The organism is Bradyrhizobium sp. USDA 376, assembly GCF_054063675.1.
In genome coordinates, this window is the sequence record NZ_JBSSGN010000001.1 from 264184 (window position 1) to 281368 (window position 17185).

The window sequence follows — 17185 nt, forward strand, 5'->3', positions numbered from 1 at the left end:
TCGACATATGAACATGCGATATTTGTCCCATTCGATTGTCCTTGCCGCAATATTGGGGGGCTGCGCAAATACTGCGTCGATCCATCCCAATCCTGCCGAACAAGGAGTCCAGGTCGAACAGAAAAAGCGTGTCTTGCTTCTGCAGAGCCTCCATGCCCTCGAAAAGCTTCAGCTGCGTAATTTTATCGCCGACGCAAGTGGTGGCCGGCGGGATGCGCTCCATGTGGATGTCAGCGGCTCCCATAAGCTCATTGCGCAGGTGGCGCACGAAGCACGCGCCATGGGGGTTGTTCCCTCTAACATCCGGCTGTCCGCTTCTCCCCTCAATTTATCGGGCCGTTCCGCCGTCAGGATCGAGGCGATTACGTTTGAAGCGCATCTTCCGAACTGTCCGTCGCTTTTGATCGCAGGACCAGCAGTGGACGACAATTCGTTCGAACCGACTCTTGGTTGCTCGACCAAAAACAACCTGGGAGTGATGGTGAACGATCCGCTCGACCTGGTTGATAATCGGTCTGTCAGCACGGTAAATGGCGATCGCGCCGCCGCTCCTCTTGCTAGTCACTCTACTCTCGCAGCGCGCAACAAGGGCAACGGAGAAGATGGAGCAAGCACGACAGCGCCGGACGCAGCGGGACCAACAACACAGAATGTGCAGCCGCTCCGATAGGCGCTTTAAGCGCTTGTCGGAACCTACTGTGCAGCACCTGGCGCTCAGGCGCACGAGCGATGCTGCAAGGCGCAGAGAAGGCAATTGCGAGCCATCATTTATCCTTTCATTCTACCTTTCCGCTTGGCGATGTCAGGTTTTGGAAAGCAAACGTGAGTAGCGAAATAGCGAGAGAGCGAGCCCTGCGGACTGAACATGGACCGATTCAACACGATCAACCCAGCCGATAAGGCGTCCGCTGCGTCGGATGCCGCCGTGGAACAGCCGGATCAAAAGCATGTGGCGTTTGAGCAGCACCTGGCAGGCGTGCGAGAGGCGGGCCCTGTATATCCGCACGCGGCGCTTCATGATGTCACTGAGGAAGACGATCACCTCATCCAGGCGGCATCGGCCGCTGCTCTCAATGGAGGGCCGCCGCCGAGTGAGACCACCGTCAAAATTTATGATCGTCGGCTTCGCAAATTCGCCGAGGGGCTGAAGAAGTCCGGCAAATCAATTGCTGGGCTCGATGACGATGCCTTACTCGCTAACGCTAGGAAGCTGCTGCCAAACGACAGGGTCATCGCGCCAGCATTGTTAATGATCAGTCGGTACCGCGAGCCCGACGCCAACGCTCGCCCCCTCTCAACACATTATCGTCCTTCCAGGGAAGATGAGGGTCTTATCAGGGATGCCGCCGAGGCAGGTTTTGGTCGACAGATCGGCAGGAAAACGGCCGAGAGCTATGCGAGCGGACTGCGGAAGTTGGCGGTAGCGCTCCGACCCTTGTCCATTGCCGACCTCAGTGATGATAAACTGCTCGGACACGCGGATAGGTTGTTCCCGAAGGACAAGATGCTCATCTCCGCCTTGAATGGCCTTCGGGACTATCGCGCCATTACCCTGCAGACCAATTTAGGCGGAGAAGGAGGCAGTTCGCGCCAGGTCATCCAGCCGTCCACCCCCTCAGCTATGCCGGCCGATGAGCAGCCGATTGGGGACGATGCAGATGAGCGCAGCTCACGGCCGCCGGGGTTCAATGCTCCGCAGGTCTGGCATGGAGTGGGGTTGGCCGTCCATTCGCCTACGGAAAGTGTCGCCCAGGACGTGCTTTTCGATGCTGCAGAAGCCGAGAGCTTCTTGCCGGCGACCATGCTTGGGCCAACGGTCAGTTCAATGGTTCACTCGCCGGTGCAAAGTGTCGATCAGGAGGCGCTTTTCGATGCCGCGGATCGTGCGAACCTTTTGTCGGCGGCGACCTCCAATGCGCCGGTACCTTGGCCAACGATGAGTCCAACCATTCCCTCGCCGGTGCAACGTGTCCCTCGGGACGCGCTTTTCCATGCCGAGGGTCGCGAGAACCTCTTTCGCGCGCTGACCTTCGATGCACTGGTGCCTGGTCCAATGATGAGTTCAATCATCCACTCGCCGGTGCAAAGTGTCCCTCAGGACGCGCTTTTCGATGCAGCGGACCGCGAGAACCTTTTGCCAACGCCGACCTTCGATGCGCTGATGCCTTGGCCAACGATGAGTCCAACCGTTCCCTCGCCAGCGCAGAGTGTTGCTCAAGAAGCGCCTTTCGATGCCCCTGCTTGGCATCCGAGCTTGCGGCAGCCCGATTTCGCCTCTGAAGACCACTCTGGACAGATGATGAACGAAGGCGCTGCGGCGCAGACCACCCTTGAGCAGACGATCGCAGCAGCCAGCGAAGCCTTTGATGCGTCTTTGAGCGTTCCCGAACATTTCTCCCACGGGACTCAGGCCGCGCCGAATATGATGCACAGGCTTCGCCGCTGGGGCCTCTTGCCGGATGCAGCACAGCGGGTAAAGGCCTACGACATTCGAGGTGAGCGCTATATGGCCGTCTTGGGACCGGGAGGGCTCAACGATGTTCAGCTCGTCCATCTGCTGTCGCCCGCTGTCGGCGATACGTTTGATGTTTCTTTCGCCGTTCCCAAGAATTTTTCCCATCGCACCCAGCCGGCCCCCGACGAGATGCTGTCCAAGTTAGGCGAGTGGGACTTCTTGCCTGTTGTGGAACATCCAATCATGAACTTTGAGATCGGCGGCGAACGCTACACGGCCATCTTGGGACCGGAAGGGCCCAAGGACGTTCAGCTCATTCATCACCCTCGGCCCGCTTTGCCGGGCGAAGCTAGGCCTGCGGCACTGAGGACTTCCTCAGATATCTACGGCGGTCTTGCGCCAGGGCTTGATTCGGCGGCTCCGTTCGAATGGAGTAGGGACGCTCCCTCGGCGCTGGCGCCGAACCTTCCTCTGCCGTCTGCCGCACCTGCATCAGGCCATCAGCCAGTCCCGCAAGTGCCTGAACTGGGAGAGTTCTTGGGCGACGGCTGGACGCACGCCTCCCAAGAGGCTTCGCCCGCCGTGATCGACATATTGCAGAATCTAGGCCTTCTGCCGAGCCGGGACGTCCCAATGACCGCTTTTTTTATCCACGGTCAGCTCTACACGGCAGAGAGCCTACCGGGAAGCCGCGTTCTTCTCTTCCATCAGCCACAATTTGGCTGAATGAGGGGCTCGTCGGCACCTCGGACAGCTGCTCAGGCGGACCTAAAACCACGTCTGATCCTCCTTCCGGAGATCTTAGAAGCACGCTTCAACGATGCCGGGCGGTGAGCAAATCCGACCTTTCCAGTGCCACCATGATCTCAAGCAGCTATCGATCAAGTAAGCATTCGGCAGCACCGCACTCTGCAGAGCAAGAGAGGCGCGGTCGAGTAGCTCAGCCATTTGGCTTTCGCCCTCACAGATCCGGGCGGGCGGATTTCCCGCACCCGGCTCTTCCCGAGGGTAACCCGCGTCATATCCGCGCCTGCGCCCAAGTGCGAGTGATGCGTGGAACGGGCAGAGGGAAGCGTGCCGTCAGGGTGTCGAACTCCGACCAGCCCATGCGCCGACTTTTCTGGCTGCGTCGTCTCAGACAACGTAGCCAGATCCGACGCACTTCGCGGTAGAAGCCGTTGAGCGCTGGATAATTGTGCGGCCTGCCATAGTAGCCGTAGTGCCCGCGCAGTGCGGCGGCGAACCGCTCGTGCTGCGTGGCCAGTGGCGCGTGCATGAGCCGCCAGGCGTCCTGGCGCAACGCCGTCAGCTTGCGCGTCAGGCGTTTCCCTTCCGTCTTGTGCTTCACGATGAACCGGCCATCTCGGGTCCGCCCGCAGTAGTGGGTGAAGCCGAGGAAGGCGAAGGTCTCTGGTCGCCGCTCGCCGCGCCGCTGACGCGAGACGGCCGCGAACCGGCCAAACTCGATCAGCCGCGTCTTGCCCTCATGAAGCATCAGGCCAAAGCTGGCCAGCCGCACCTTGAGGGCCAAGAGCATTTCCTGGCGCATCTGCCTTGCTCTCGAAGCCCATGACGAAGTCGTCCGCATAGCGCACGGTCACGACGCGACCGCGGGCATGACGACGACGCCATTGGTGGGCCGCAGCCACAGCTCGAGGAGCCGTAGGATGCGAGGATCGGCGATCCTGTGCGCCACCATCCGCAACAGCCACTCGTGGTCGACCGAGTCGAAGAAGCTGCGTATGTCGGCATCGAGCACCCAGTTCACACGCTGGCTCATGATCGCCGTATGCAAGGCATCAAGCGCCATATGAGGATTCCGCCCCGGCCGGAAGCCGTAGGAGAACCCAAGGAAGTCGGCCTCATAGACGGCGCTCAACACCTCGGCCACCGCGCTTTGGACGATCTTGTCCTCGAGCGCCGGCACACCGAGAGGCCGCTTACCGCCATCGGCTTTGGGGATGTAGACTCGCCGCACCGGCTGTGGCCGGTAGCGACCAGTGTGGACCCGTCCGCAGAGGTCGCGGATGTTATCCGTGAGCCCCTCTTCGTACTTCGCCATCGTTACCCCATCGACCCCCGCGCTGGCCTGCCGCTTTTGTCGTCGAAACGCCCGAAGCAGAGCGTCCTCGTCGATGTGGTGCAGCAAGGCCGTGAACCGGGTTTGGGCAGCCCGCTTGGCCGCCGCGTTCACCCGATCGAGGTTCGGCGGCAAGGCAACCCGGCTCTGTGTCCGGACCCTGGCCTTCTCGCGCGGGCTCCCCTCGGGCTGGCCCCTTCCCTCCATACGTCTCGTTTCCTTCGACGACTTCACAGGTACTATGGACCAGTCCGACTCCCGACCTCAGCTCGGACCGCGGCTCTGGCAGTGCCTCGCCGCTGTCCCCCACTGGAGACCAATCCAGTGGACCCGATCGGGCCTCTCATGTTCCGATGATTGCCTTCCTGCGTGATGCGGCCATCGACCCCGACGGAGCGGCATCGTCTCGCATAACGACGATGCTCATGCTGCCTTCGTGACTAGGGAACACACTCGGCCTCCGGCTGATGGCGCTGGTGGTCGAAGGCATGACCGGCGCGGCATGTGCAGTGAGATCGGCGACAACGTGAAGGCCTTCCTCAACCGCCCGCTCTAGGGCGATCGGCCCTATCTGTGGATCGGCCACGTACGTGAAGCTGCGTCAGCAGGGGCGCATCGTCTCGGTCGCGGTGACCATCGCGTCGAGTTAACAGCGACGGCCGGCGTGAGGCGCTCGGCATTGACGTCGGCCCATCCGAAGCCGAGACGTTCTGGGCCGCGCTCCTGCGCAAGCTCGTCCGCCGCGGCCTGCGGGGCTACGGGCTCGTCGTCTCCGATACTCATGAGGGATCACGGCCACGGTCGGCGAAGTTCTCAACGCCACTAGCGCTGCCGCGTCCACTTCATGCGCAATGCGCTGGCACGTGCCGGCAAGAGCGCACGGCGCCTCGTCTCCGCCTTCATCGCCACGGTGTGCGCCCAGGACGATGCCGAGGACGCGCGGGCGTAATGGCGCTGCGTCGCCGACCAGCTCCGCTCCCCTGCCAAAGCGCGGCGCCTTCCTTGCAGCGCCGGATCCGCTACTGACGGGCAATGCACGGCGGCGGGCAGGAACTCATCTTCCGTCAGACCTCCGGCTCTTGCGATTGATTTGATACGCAAGCGGCTGACCGCTGGCGTTGTCACGTGACGATCTCCTTCATCCCGCTAATCCCGAATCTTTTTCGATTCGCCTGTGCGATGTAGTGCGCGGGCTTCTTCGCCATGTTTCTGAACTTGGCCACTCTAGAATCAGAAATGCCGTCAGTTGCGAGTTCCTTGCGTGCAATGAAAATTCAGATCGAAGCCCGTAGCACGAGTAAGTACGCGGCAACGGGCGGTGCTCCCGCCGCTCTTCGTAAATATGAATGTGCATCACGTCTTCGACCTCTGGACCCACGAGTGGAGAAGCAGCGGCAGCTATGCCGGCGGCAGTCTTATGGGCTTCGAAATAAAACAGAGGTCCTACGCCTTCTCGACGCCCTGCGTGAGCGAATAGCGGAGTTCGGTCTTTCGCTAAATGAGGAGAAGACCCGGATTCTGAAATTTGGACGGTACGCGGCCGAGCGCCTCTCGCGCCGGGGCAACGCCGCCCGAAGACGTTCGACTTCCTCGGGTTCACGCACATCTGCGCGGTGCACCCAACGAAATCCGCACTTCACAATGCGGATTTCACGGATCGTGAGCATCGATTTCGCGCGATCGTGAGCACTGAATTCAGACGATCGTGAGCAGCCCGCTACGGCCGATGGGAGATAGAGTCAGTGTTCTGGTTGCCGTCAAGGGTGATGGTTTTGGCGCTGCGTTTTCGCATGCTTTCTCCGGTGAGCTGGAGGCGGTGGGCGTTGTGGACGAGGCGATCGAGAATGGCGTCGGCGACCGTGGGGTCCCCAATGGCTCCATGCCAGGTGTCCACGGGGAGCTGACTTGTGACGATGGTGGATGCGCGGCCATGTCGGTCCTCGAGGATTTCGAGCAGATCGCGGCGTTCCGCGGCGGTGAGCACCGATAGTCCCCAATCATCCAAAATCAGAAGCTGAGCGCGGCCGAGGCTTTTGAGGAGCCGGGCGTAGCGTCCGTCTCCGCGCGCGAGCGCGAGCGCCTCGAACAGCCTTGGAACGCGATGATAGAGGACTGATCGGTTGTCGCGGCAGGCCTTGTGGCCGAGCGCGCAGGCTAACCAACTTTTGCCCAGGCCGGTTGCCCCGGTGACGAGCAAATTCTCGTGGCGATCGATCCAGCGACCTTCGACGAGTTTGGCGAAAACGGCGCGGTCGATGCCCCGCGGGGTGCGCAGATCGACGTCCTCGACGCAAGCAGTCTGGCGCAGTGCGGCGATCTTGAGGCGCGTGGTGAGCCGCCTGGTGTCGCGTTCGGCGGCTTCGCGGTCGACCAACAGGCCGATGCGATCTTCGAACGGCAGGGCTTCGAGATCGGGCGATCGGCGCTGCTCCTCGAAGGCCTTGGCCATTCCGGTCAGTCGGCGCCGTAGCTTTTGACGAGCGCCAGAATGCCAAGGCAGGTTCGAAAGCCTTGTTCTGGATGGGGCCGGGCGTCGATCGCGGCCTGGAAAAACGCTGCTGTCGAAGGACCGATCCGCTCGCCGGCGGCGATCACCGCGGCGGGGGTCCATTTGCCGTAGCGGCGATGGGCGCTGGGCATGTGGTCGGCGATGGTGGTGTGTCCGCGTCGGTTGGGCGCGCGGGCATGGCTGGCGATCCGCTGGCCCTTGTGGAAGATCTCGACCGTCCGATCGTCGATACGGGCATCGACCAGCTCGCCAATCAGACGATACGGCGCGGAGTACCAATGGCCGTCGACCTCGACATGATAATCGGGAGCGAGGCGGCAGCGCTTCCAGCGTGCGAAGGCATAAGGCTGATCTGGCAGCGGGGTTAGCTTGGGTTTGTCGAGTTCGGCAAACAGTTCGGCGCGGCTTGAGCCGAAGCCACGCATTTGACGAGCATTGAGTTCGTCGACGAGTGTCTTGATGGCGGCGTTGAGCTCGGCCCGGGAAAAGAAGCGCTGATTGCGCAGCCGGGCCAGAATCCAGCGCTGGGCGATTTGCACCGCGACCTCGACCTTCGCCTTGTCTTTTGGGCGCCGCGGCCGTGCGGCGAGAATGGCGGTGCCGTAATGGCTCGCCATCTCGGCATAAGTGCGATTGAGGCCGGGATCGTAGCGGTCGGGGTTGCTGACGGCGGCTTTGAGGTTGTCGCAGACCACGAACGTCGGCGTTCCGCTCAAAAACGTGAACAAGTTGACGTGGGCCCGGATCCAGTCGGCCAAGCTCTCGCTGGGGCAGGCCGAGCTATGGCTGATTTTGGGTGACGCGGCCTGATCAGGCGGCGTGGCTTTCAGTGTTCGGAATGACTTCGATTCCGTCGATGAACTTTACACCGGCGATGACTTTCGGCAACTGGTTCGTGCTCTTCAATCGCCGCCAGGTCTTCGATGCGGCGTCGATGAGCTTGAACACCATCAGCTTCGCAGTTTGTTGCGACAGCGATCCCTTGGTCCGCACCGTTCGGTGGCGCACCGTGGCGAAGACGCTCTCGATCGGGTTCGAGCTGCGTAGGTGGATCCAGTGCTCAGCAGGGAAGTCGAAGAAGGCGAGCAGCGCATGGCGATCCTTGATCAGGCACTCCACCGCACGTCCGTATTTGACGTGGTATTTCTCGACGAAGACGTCGATCGCGGTTTCAGCTTCGGCCCGGTGTGGGGCCAGATAGATGTTCCGCAGGTCGTTCTTCATGGGGCCCTGCACGGATTTGGCGACCTTGTCGAGTACGTTGCTCACTTTATGGCACCAGCATCGTTGGTGCCGCGTGCCGGGAAAGGCCTCGTCCAGTGCCTTCCAGAAGCCGAGGGCGCCGTCGCCGATGGCGAGTTGCGGGGCAATCCGTAACCCGCGTTGCCGCAGGTCGATCAGGAGTTCGCGCCAGCTCTGCGCGCTCTCGCGCACGCCGACCTGGAAGCCGATCAGCTCCTTCTTGCCTTCCGGCGTGGTGCCAATCAGCACCAGCATGCATTCGCTGTGATCTTCCATGCGGGCCTGCAGGTACACGCCATCGGCCCAGATGTAGACATAGCGACGCGCCGACAGATCGCGTCTCTGCCAGCGTTCGTACTCGACCTGCCAATCGGCCTTCAGGCCGGCGATCACCGAAGGCGACAGGTTCGGCGCATCCTTGCCGAGCAGCGCCGAGAGCGCCTCCTGGAAGTCGCCGGTCGAGATGCCGCGCAAATAGAGGACCGGGATCAAGGCATCCAGGCTCTTCGTCCGCCGCGCCCATAGCGGCAGGATTGCCGAACTGAAGCGGAGGCGGTCGCCTGGCCCGCTCGCTCCGCGGTCGCGGACCTTGGGACGAGCGACCTCCACCGGACCGATGCCGGTCGCAATCTCGCGCACCGGACCGTGCCCATGTCGGACCAGGCGCGCTCGACCGTCGGGCAGCGTCAGATTGGCCGTGCTGGCCAGAAACGCGCCAACCTCGATCTCGATCGCCCTGGCAAGCAGGTCCCGCGCGCCGGCACGAACGATATCGGTCAGTGGATCATCAACCGCGGACGGCTGACGGAAAGCAAGAACATTGGTAGTCTCGGTCATGGCGTATCGCTCTCCTCGAGAGGTTCTGGCAGGCTCGTCACCCGCCTCGATACGCCGCCTTCCTCACACCGTCATCACCCAGATTCCGCCATAGCTCGGGCAGGCCTCGGCGTAGGTGTAGTTCGAAGCGCCCATCGCCGCGACGAACAGCTTCATCGGCTGCACTTCCCCGGTCAGGGGATCGACGATGTCGATGGTGTCGCCGGCGAAATCCACGAACACCTTCTCGCCGCCCAGATGAATCTGCCGCATCGAAGGTCGGACCCGCCCCTTCCAGGCCTCGTAGGTAGTGCAGAACCACGTGTACCCGAAACCGTCGGGATTAACGGCGCGATACTCCTCCCAGAGCAGGCGACGGGTTACGTTGCGCCGGCGGAGCTCTTTATCGATGTAGCTCCAGTCGGGCACCGGCCGCTGCGGGCTCTGAGACGCTGGTCGTGGGGCCGGGAAAAGCAAAAGCTCCAGGTCTTCATCGGTCATTCCCTCCGGAAGCGGCCAGCTCAACCCAGCAGAGCGGGCGCGGCTCAGGTAGCTGTGCACAACGCCGTTGCTGACGCCCACGCTCCGCGCGATGGCCCGCTCTGGCAGGCCTTGAAAATGTTTTAACCGAAGGACTTCCTTGATCCGGCGCATCGACAATCTCTGGGTAGGCATTGGACTTCCTCGTTAACCACGAGGTCATCCCTAAGCCGGTTGAGTTGTCGGCCGAAGCGCTGCAAGGCTCCGAAAGCCTTGCTCACGATCCTGCGAAATCGTTGCTCACGATCCCCTGAAATCCGCGCTCACGATCCCGCGAAACGCGCATCACAATCCGACGGGTGACAATCGACTCCCGCAATGCCAGGATGGCACGATACGACACGGCGTAACGAACCGCCGCCAGGCGTTCATCGTTGATACCGGCGCGTGGCTCCGCCGCGTGTTGCAGGGATACCTGAACTACGACACCATTCACGGGACTCTGATACGGGCTCGGGCCTTGGCCCGGTGCGATGCTTACGCGCTGGCCCGCCGAGCGACCACAGCGCGTTCTGCAGACCCTCGGCCAGGGCGACGAAGCTCTCGCCCCAGGACTGGTAGTCGCCTCACGTGTCTCGGCGATCAGCTTCGGATGTTGTCCGTGAACAAGCCTCCAAGCACTTGATTGAGAGTCTGTTTTCCGGTTGCGGCGGCATTTGAGATTGCAGGGGATTGGGGCTTCACAGCAAAAACCTGCAATTTCGATTTTGGATTTCCCTGCCGCTGCGAACCGTGATTCTGTGCTGCATCGGAGGGACCGATGCGACCAAAGAAGCACAGGACGACAGGCTCGAACGATCTGTTCCGGTCCCGGCTGGACCAGATCATCAACATGCGACACGAGCTGGTTCTGCTCGCCGGCAGGGTCGATTGGGACTGGATCGACGGCGAGATCGCGCCGCTCTACAGCGACAACGGCAGGCCGGGTATCGCGACCCGCTTCATGATCGGATTGCTGCTGCTCAAGCACATCTACGAGGGGGTGTGCGAGCGCTGGGTCCACGATCCGTACTTCCAGTTCTTCACCGGCGAAGAGTTTTTCCAGCACGTTTTCCCGCATGAGCGCTCAGACCTGAGCCACTGGCGCAAGCGGCTCGGCGACAAGCTGGAGCGGTTGTTGGCCGAGAGCCTTCGCGTGGCGCACGCGAGCGGTGCGTTGCGCAGCCAGGACCTCAAGCGGGTCACGGTCGACACGACCGTCCAACCGAAGGCCATCAGCTTCCCGACCGACGCCAAGCTGCTGCATGCAGCGATCCGCGGGTTGAACCGCCTGGCGAGGAAGCACGGGGTCAGGCTCCGGCAATCCTATGTTCGCGTGGCCAAAAGCGCGGCGATGATGGCGGGCCGCTACGCTCATGCCAAACAATTCAACCGGCATCAGCGACAGCTGCGCATCCTGCGCAGCCGGCTGGGCCGGATCATCCGCGACATTCGCCGCAAGACCGAGGGCCAGGCCGCATTGGAGGGGGCATTCGCCCTGCCGCTGAGCCGAGCCACCCAGATCGGCTCGCAGCAGCAGCGCCAGCGCGGCTGGAAGTTGTATTCCTTCCATGCTCCGGAGGTCGAGTGCATCGGCAAGGGCAAGGCCGCCGCGCCCTATGAGTTCTGCGTGAAGGCCTCCATCGTCACCAACAACCAAAGAGCTCCGGGCGGCTTGTTCGTGCTCCACGCCTGCTCGCTGCCGGACAACCCCTACGACGGTCACACCCTTCGCAACGTCATCGAGCGCACCGAGAGCCTCACCGGCTGCCCGATCGAACGGGCCTATGTCGACAAGGGATATCGCGGCCACGACACACAAAATCCCCGCCGCGTCTTCATCTCGGGCCAGAAGCGCGGCGTCTTCGGCGTCATCAAGCGCGAGCTACGCCGCCGTTCCGCCATCGAGCCCATCATCGGACACATGAAGAACGAAGGTCACCTTGGCCGCTGCTATCTCAAAGGCCGCGCCGGAGATGCCGCTAACGTTCTCCTCTCGGCCGTTGGCCACAACCTCCGCCGTGTCCTGGCTTGGCTCAGAGACCTTTTGTCCCTCTTCCTGCTCTCACTCTGGCCAACGCTCAACTGTCCAGTTCAGCCCAATTCGGCTTATTAACGATCGACTCGGATCGCAGGCAGCGCGGGCGACTCGCCGCCTTGGCTGACTTCAATCGGGAGCTAGTTCAGTTTCTGCGGAGAAAAATCTCGTGTTCCGAGCCTGGCGGCCCGATACCGGCTGTTTAGTTCACGTCCCCGAGAGTAAGACTTTTATTTGGCTCAGATCCGGATGGGGCAGAAGCTTGTGCAAACCCATTCGCAACTTGAGGTCTTCCGGCGCCCACGGATCTCCCTGCTGCCAGCTCGGGGGCACATAAAGAGACAAACTTGGCAGCGGCTGGTTGCGCCGCACTTGCGGCGCATAAGGCGAGGATGTTGAGTTGAAGCCGTCCATGTTCCACCCCCTGAACGCTTAAAGCCGACTACAGAAGGTCAGCGACAGGAAACAGCGCGGGCGCGGCCTGGCGCCTACCGACCTGGGGGGCTGGATAAAGGCACTATCCCTGCCGCTCCGCGCTGCCGTTGAGTTTAGCGGAAAGCGTGACTCGGCGCTGACCGTTCTGGATAGATAGCGCTGTCCCTGCCACGTCCCGTTAACCACAACGGCTCTGTATCCGGGCTGGCTTACTGAAAGCTGACGAGACCCGGCAATTCCCAAAACGAAAGCGGCCCGTGTGGGCAAGTTGCAGTCAAGCGTGAGAACGACGTTCCGGCGGCACGCTTGGTACCACGTCAGCCTGAGCATTCGCCAGCTAGCAGCTCCGGTGTCCAGCGCCCGGCCTGCCGGAGGGCCGCAGGCGGTGGCCACCAGAAGGGCCTCTTCCTTGTCGTTGAGTTCGCGCTCTGCCCGGTAGGCGGCTCTTCGCTCTGGTTCTCCGCCAGGTTGCCTTCGACAAAAACGTCGAAGGGTGGGAGACCGCCAAGTGGCCGACGCCCAGGCTTGTGGCGATCACGTCATCACTCATCCCGGCATCGGCCGCCAACCGAATCTGCGCCCCCTTGAGCGGACAGCGGTTGCCTGCCTCCGCCTAAGAAAAGCTCTATTCGACAAAAAGAGAGGTATCTATGGCAAACGAATCTTAGATAACTCGCGGCATCTTGAGTTCAGAGCAATCGTGGGATTTGGCGGGTGAGCTGAAGCCACTAAAGCGACCCACACCCTCGTCAGTGGGCGACATATGCCCTCGGCTCTGGAGGAAGTAGCTGCGATCGGGCTCTTATCGCAAGCTCAGTGAAGCGCCTGCCTTCCCGCGGGTGATGGCTGTGGCTTGAGATGATCCAATATCTTCGAGCCGGCGCTGAACGACCTCGACCAGAATTTCTCCAGAAAATCCAGGTGACACCGCAACAGCTCCGAGGAAGTTTTGGAGTCCGCGATATCCTTCAGAAAGGTGGCCTGATCGTGCAGGGAGGAAGCCGCCAAACCTAGTCCGTCCTTCAGGGCCGCAGCGAACAGGTTGCTTGTCGCTTCAATCGAGCTCTGCCATTCCCGAAAAGTAAATGGAATAGGCGATGCGGCTGTCGTAGATTTCCCAGCGCCATCGGCGGAAGCGCCAGATATCAGAGCCGGGTCGTGCCCGACATGTGGCCGCCGCTCGCGTTTCTCGTCTTCGCTTGCATTCGGTGCCATTCGAGATCTCCTAGCTTGAAGGGCTTATAACGTACTAAGTTGTTCGCCGCTCATTTCGATCATCCCCTACAAGGTACCACAATTGCCAACACGCGATACCTACCTCATTTGGTAACGTGGCAGCAAAGGAGGCAGTGAACGCGATACGGCCAGAGCCCATAGGCTGTAAAGCGCGCGTCCGTGTGCTGTCGCTTTGCCCACCGGTGCCGGCCCAGAGGCTGAGAACTGGGGCGATCGGATGGAGGATGGTGCCGGCTGCGCGTAGATGGCTGGCGGCGGCAAAGTCGGTGAGCGCACGTACATGGAGCAGCAATCAACATTCAATAATTGTTTAAGATTCTCCAAGCCGCTGGAACGGGCGATCGCTTCTACCCTGCTTCGAAGGCTTCACTGGCAGCCTGCTCGGCCTGTTGACGGCCCTGCCCTCTGAGCCAACGAGCGCTTCTGGACGGGCCACATGAAAGCGACTTTGAATCGCGGTGGATGCCCTCGACGGCTGGAAGCCGATTCGGCCGGCTGGCGTATATGATCTATTAGAACCATCTCGGCGGCTCGCGCAACCAGGCGACCGCCAGGCACTTAACCGCCGCGGCACCGCTATACGGGATCATCCAGAGGTTCTTGCCGACCGAATGCGAAATCCATGCTTCGATACGACGAGCTAACTGCCGGCGCAAACTTGCGATGTTCGGCGAAGCTTGTCCGGTGTCAGCTAGCGGGTTGGGTTAGGTGAAGCAATAGACGTTGCAAGCACCCCGCGCGGGAAAACGGCGTTGATGGACAATGGCGGCAATACCCTTGCGTCTCGAGTTTAGCTGGAGGCTTGCTTTTTCTCTCGCACGCAGGCTTACGTCCTGTGGCTCTCGAACGTGTGCGGCGCAATGTGGCACTCGGGCCGATCTTGAGACGTATAAACGCTGTGATCGTATGAACTTGTAGCAGCGCGGCTCGAGATAGACGACCAGAGACATGCTCCAGATGGCACCGTCCCTAGTACCCGGAATCAGAGCTGAGTGATACGGCGGCCTTTGAAACGGCGTTGACGGACCTTTTTCTTGGTCCAGACGAAGGGCTCGGCTCTGTCGTTGTATGCGTTGACGTAGGCATCGATGTGTTCCTGAAGCTGCTTGAGGCTCGTGAAGGAGGTGCCGCTGAGCGACTGCCCCTGCAAGATGGAAAACCATACTTCGACCTGATTGAGCCATGACGCACTTGTCGGCGTGAAATGAAATTGCACGTTGGGGTGGGCCTTGAGCCAGTCCTCGTTCTTTTTATGGGTGTTGAGGTTGTCGAGGATGACGTGAAGCTTGCGGTTCGGAAAAGTCGCGGTGACGCTGTTCATGAAATCGAGAAACTCGACGCGGCGCCGGCGTTTTGAATGGGTCGCGATGATCTTTCCGGTGGCGACTTCGAGCGCCGCAAACAATGTTGTGGTGCCATGCCGCTTGTAATCGTGGCTTTGGCCGGTTAAGGCGCGGCCATTGGGCAACTTCAGATAACCCTGCGCTCGCTCCAAAGCCTGGATCGAGGGCTTCTCGTCCACGCACAGCACAATGGCCTTCGCCGGCGGCGCGACATAGAGGCCGACAACATCGGCGGCTTTGGCCGTAAAGTTCGGGTCGTTGCTCTCGCACCAGGACTTGCGAGCCACCAGGTCAATCTTGTGGCTGCGCAGGAACCGCCAGACATATTGGACATCGACATCGCCCAGCGCCTCGGCCAGCAGGGGGCCGGTCCAGCGCGCAAACCCTTGCGGTGGCGGCTTATCCAGCAGCTTCAGAATCCGCTTGTCGGTCGTCTTCGTATAGATCGGCTGCTTGCCAGGCCGCGGCTTGTCTTGCAGCCCTTCAAGGCCATGGTCGGCATAGCGATGCCGCCAAAGGCTGACAATCCGCGGCTGGACCCCAACTTCCTTGGCGATCGACCGGGTGCTGCGCCCATCCGCCGCCAACAGAACTATCCGCGCCCGCTTCAAATCGCGCTGCAACGTCACCGGTGAGCGACAGCACGCCTCAAGCACCTTGCGATCTTTCCTCGAAAGGTGGACTTCTCTTGCTTCGGGTATCATCCCGACCTTGAATCACGACTCACGTTCCAAGAAAAGTGGGTACTAGTTGACGATCAGCACTACCGGCTTGTCAACCGAGTGGCAGGGTCCCCTAGCCAAGGTGGTACAAGTCGACGTCCTCGAGGGTGTAGGCGCTGAAGCTCCCGAAATGGGCGAACAAGTTGTTGCGCTTGGCGCCGCAGCTGATCCGGTGATCCGGTCGGCGAGGCCGCGGCCCAGAGGCTATCGGGCGAGCGCATCGGCGCCTCGCGGAAGATGCGAGCATCGATTGAGCGCCAGCCTGCAGATCGCAGCGTCAGGACAGGACGACCTAGTCACGTGAATCTAATGTTCGCCACATAAAGTCTGCTGGGTTTTGTGGCAGAAGCGTTTGACGGAAGCCAAAATCTGGTCTGCGGACTTGGTCCATTTGAAGGGCTTCGGGTTTTGGTTGTGCAGGTGGATGAAGGTGCAGATGTCGGCCTCGAGTTGCCCGACGGAGGTGTCGTCTAATCGCTGCTGGGACGTCAAGCATTTAGTTTCGTCAAGAGACGCTGCCGGGTGCGTGGTTGTCTTCGCGGTCGACATTGGTCGCCGCATGATGGAGCTTCGCGGACGAGCCTTCAATGTGGACGACGCACTTTGCTGAGTCAGCAGTGCAACCCCATCAGCGGAATGGCTCGGCTCACGTCCTGGCAGGGATACCTTAGGCGTTCAGGTTCTGAACGCTATCCGAGCTTATGCGGCAGCTCCGGCATTCGGATTGAACAGCTCGCCGGTCTTAAGCATCGTATGCTTATCACCGCCAGTTTCCGTGCCACAGCCACGGCGGCTCTTTTGAAGCCGATCCTCTCCCGGAGATGCCGTCCCCACGTCCGCAGAGCGCTGTCGGTTGAGCTGCGCGTCAGAATGACCGCTGCCGCTTCATAGAGAAGCCCACGCAAATGGCGGTCGCCACGTCGGGATATATGGCCATCATAATCGACTTCTCCGGATTGGTAGCGGCGCGTTGTCAGGCCGATCCACGCGCCAACAGATCGGGATTTCCTAAAGTTGTCAGGCTCCTCAATAGCTGTGGCAAAAGAGGTTGCGGTGATCGCACCGATGCCCGGAATCGACATGAGGATGCGGCAGGCCTGACTCTCGCGCGCATCCCGAACCAACTGGCGACCGAGTTCGGCGGCGCGGATGCGAATGCCACGCCAGGCTTCCAGCATCGGAAGCACGATGGATGCAAGTCCGTCCTGATCAGCCAGAAGGTTCCGGACGTTCTCGAAGGTGCTTCCCTTTCCGGCGGGAACAAGCAGACCGAAGGTCTTCATGACGCCGCGGATCTGGTTCGAAAGCTCGGTGGTGATCCGGACCAGCCGCGTGCGCGCCGCGACAAGCGTGCGGGTCAGCATGCTGTTGAATCCCTTCACGCGCACCTCACGAAAGAACCCGACTTCCGCGAGCTGCGCCAGACCATCGGCGTCGTTCGCGTCCGTCTTGTTCGCCGCCATATCGAGCGCCGCTTTATCATGGCGCGCATCGACGCAGATCGCCGGCAATCCTTCGGTGCGCAAAGAATGATAGAACCATACCGACAGCGGTCCCGTCTCGAACACCACGCGTTTCACGGCCGGCGCCCGCTTGCGGATGAGCGCGGCGATGACACTGGGATCAGATGCACACTTGCCGCGCCAGATCCGTTCACCTGCTCGACGGATCGAGACCGCCGTCTCTTTCATCGACACATCGAGACCGATATACTCTTCCATGGCTGTTCTCCATTCGATGCTTGGGCCCGGCGTCCAGTCGTGAGCCCGTATTTCCATCCTATCGGGGAA

10 protein-coding genes and 5 pseudogenes are annotated in these 17185 nt (G+C 61.2%); 4 read left to right on the forward strand and 11 right to left on the reverse strand.

What is annotated here, in order from left to right:
- Positions 1–7 precede the first annotated feature (7 nt).
- A complete protein-coding gene (locus tag ACVJ19_RS01080; RefSeq protein WP_011084647.1) occupies positions 8–670 on the forward strand; it encodes a CpaD family pilus assembly lipoprotein in 663 nt (220 codons plus the stop codon).
- 195 nt (positions 671–865) lie between these two features.
- A complete protein-coding gene (locus tag ACVJ19_RS01085) occupies positions 866–3181 on the forward strand; it encodes a hypothetical protein (protein ID WP_018647880.1) in 2316 nt (771 codons plus the stop codon).
- A gap of 292 nt (positions 3182–3473) precedes the next feature.
- Here ACVJ19_RS01085 and ACVJ19_RS01090 read toward each other — a convergent pair whose 3' ends face one another.
- Together ACVJ19_RS01090 and ACVJ19_RS01095 are read right to left on the reverse strand one after the other, a co-directional pair.
- Positions 3474–4004, reverse strand: a complete 531-nt coding sequence (locus tag ACVJ19_RS01090) for an RNA-dependent RNA polymerase family protein (RefSeq protein ID WP_223153746.1) — start codon at positions 4002–4004, stop codon at positions 3474–3476.
- A gap of 48 nt (positions 4005–4052) precedes the next feature.
- Entirely contained in the window at positions 4053–4670 is a 618-nt protein-coding gene (locus ACVJ19_RS01095) for a reverse transcriptase domain-containing protein (RefSeq protein ID WP_223153747.1), read from the reverse strand.
- A 370-nt stretch (positions 4671–5040) separates the two neighbouring features.
- Here ACVJ19_RS01095 and ACVJ19_RS01100 point away from each other — a divergent pair.
- Positions 5041–5481 (forward strand): annotated as a pseudogene (locus ACVJ19_RS01100) (transposase); the annotation flags it as partial.
- A gap of 771 nt (positions 5482–6252) precedes the next feature.
- On the opposite strand, the gene istB reads toward ACVJ19_RS01100, so the two are convergent.
- From istB to ACVJ19_RS01120, 4 genes and pseudogenes are all read right to left on the reverse strand, one after another.
- Positions 6253–6984, reverse strand: coding sequence for an IS21-like element ISFK1 family helper ATPase IstB (gene istB, locus ACVJ19_RS01105; protein WP_014497992.1), 732 nt, complete (start codon positions 6982–6984; stop codon positions 6253–6255).
- Between the two features lie 8 nt (positions 6985–6992).
- Positions 6993–7832: pseudogene (gene istA, locus ACVJ19_RS01110) on the reverse strand (IS21 family transposase); the annotation flags it as partial.
- A 22-nt stretch (positions 7833–7854) separates the two neighbouring features.
- Entirely contained in the window at positions 7855–9123 is a 1269-nt protein-coding gene (locus tag ACVJ19_RS01115; RefSeq protein WP_038952271.1) for an IS256 family transposase, read from the reverse strand.
- A gap of 93 nt (positions 9124–9216) precedes the next feature.
- Positions 9217–9777: pseudogene (locus tag ACVJ19_RS01120) on the reverse strand (sigma factor-like helix-turn-helix DNA-binding protein); the annotation flags it as partial.
- A 625-nt stretch (positions 9778–10402) separates the two neighbouring features.
- Between ACVJ19_RS01120 and ACVJ19_RS01125 the strand changes: the two are divergent.
- Positions 10403–11737: an IS5-like element ISBj2_B family transposase gene (locus tag ACVJ19_RS01125; RefSeq protein WP_041960889.1), complete on the forward strand. Its 1335-nt coding sequence runs from the start codon at positions 10403–10405 to the stop codon at positions 11735–11737.
- Between the two features lie 129 nt (positions 11738–11866).
- On the opposite strand, the gene ACVJ19_RS01130 is transcribed toward ACVJ19_RS01125, so the two are convergent.
- From ACVJ19_RS01130 to ACVJ19_RS01150, 5 genes and pseudogenes are all read right to left on the reverse strand, one after another.
- Entirely contained in the window at positions 11867–12073 is a 207-nt protein-coding gene (locus tag ACVJ19_RS01130; RefSeq protein WP_011084638.1) for a hypothetical protein, read from the reverse strand.
- Between the two features lie 834 nt (positions 12074–12907).
- On the reverse strand, positions 12908–13309 hold the full coding sequence (locus tag ACVJ19_RS01135) for a hypothetical protein (protein WP_011084637.1): 402 nt from the start codon (positions 13307–13309) through the stop codon (positions 12908–12910).
- A 1003-nt stretch (positions 13310–14312) separates the two neighbouring features.
- Positions 14313–15377 (reverse strand): IS630-like element ISRj1 family transposase, encoded by a 1065-nt coding sequence (locus ACVJ19_RS01140; RefSeq protein WP_011084514.1) that lies wholly within the window; start codon positions 15375–15377, stop codon positions 14313–14315.
- 324 nt (positions 15378–15701) lie between these two features.
- Positions 15702–15860, reverse strand: a pseudogene (locus ACVJ19_RS01145) (IS630 family transposase); the annotation flags it as partial.
- A 234-nt stretch (positions 15861–16094) separates the two neighbouring features.
- Positions 16095–17116: pseudogene (locus tag ACVJ19_RS01150) on the reverse strand (IS110 family RNA-guided transposase).
- Positions 17117–17185: the final 69 nt, after the last annotated feature.

Coding starts and splice junctions, on each gene's coding strand:
- ACVJ19_RS01135 (WP_011084637.1), bottom strand. CDS start 13,309: ATGGCACCGAATGCAAGCGAAGACGAGAAACGCGAGCGGCGGCCACAT.
- ACVJ19_RS01085 (WP_018647880.1), top strand. CDS start 866: ATGGACCGATTCAACACGATCAACCCAGCCGATAAGGCGTCCGCTGCG.
- istB (WP_014497992.1), bottom strand. CDS start 6,984: ATGGCCAAGGCCTTCGAGGAGCAGCGCCGATCGCCCGATCTCGAAGCC.
- ACVJ19_RS01130 (WP_011084638.1), bottom strand. CDS start 12,073: ATGGACGGCTTCAACTCAACATCCTCGCCTTATGCGCCGCAAGTGCGG.
- ACVJ19_RS01125 (WP_041960889.1), top strand. CDS start 10,403: ATGCGACCAAAGAAGCACAGGACGACAGGCTCGAACGATCTGTTCCGG.
- ACVJ19_RS01090 (WP_223153746.1), bottom strand. CDS start 4,004: ATGCGCCAGGAAATGCTCTTGGCCCTCAAGGTGCGGCTGGCCAGCTTT.
- ACVJ19_RS01140 (WP_011084514.1), bottom strand. CDS start 15,377: ATGATACCCGAAGCAAGAGAAGTCCACCTTTCGAGGAAAGATCGCAAG.
- ACVJ19_RS01080 (WP_011084647.1), top strand. CDS start 8: ATGAACATGCGATATTTGTCCCATTCGATTGTCCTTGCCGCAATATTG.
- ACVJ19_RS01115 (WP_038952271.1), bottom strand. CDS start 9,123: ATGACCGAGACTACCAATGTTCTTGCTTTCCGTCAGCCGTCCGCGGTT.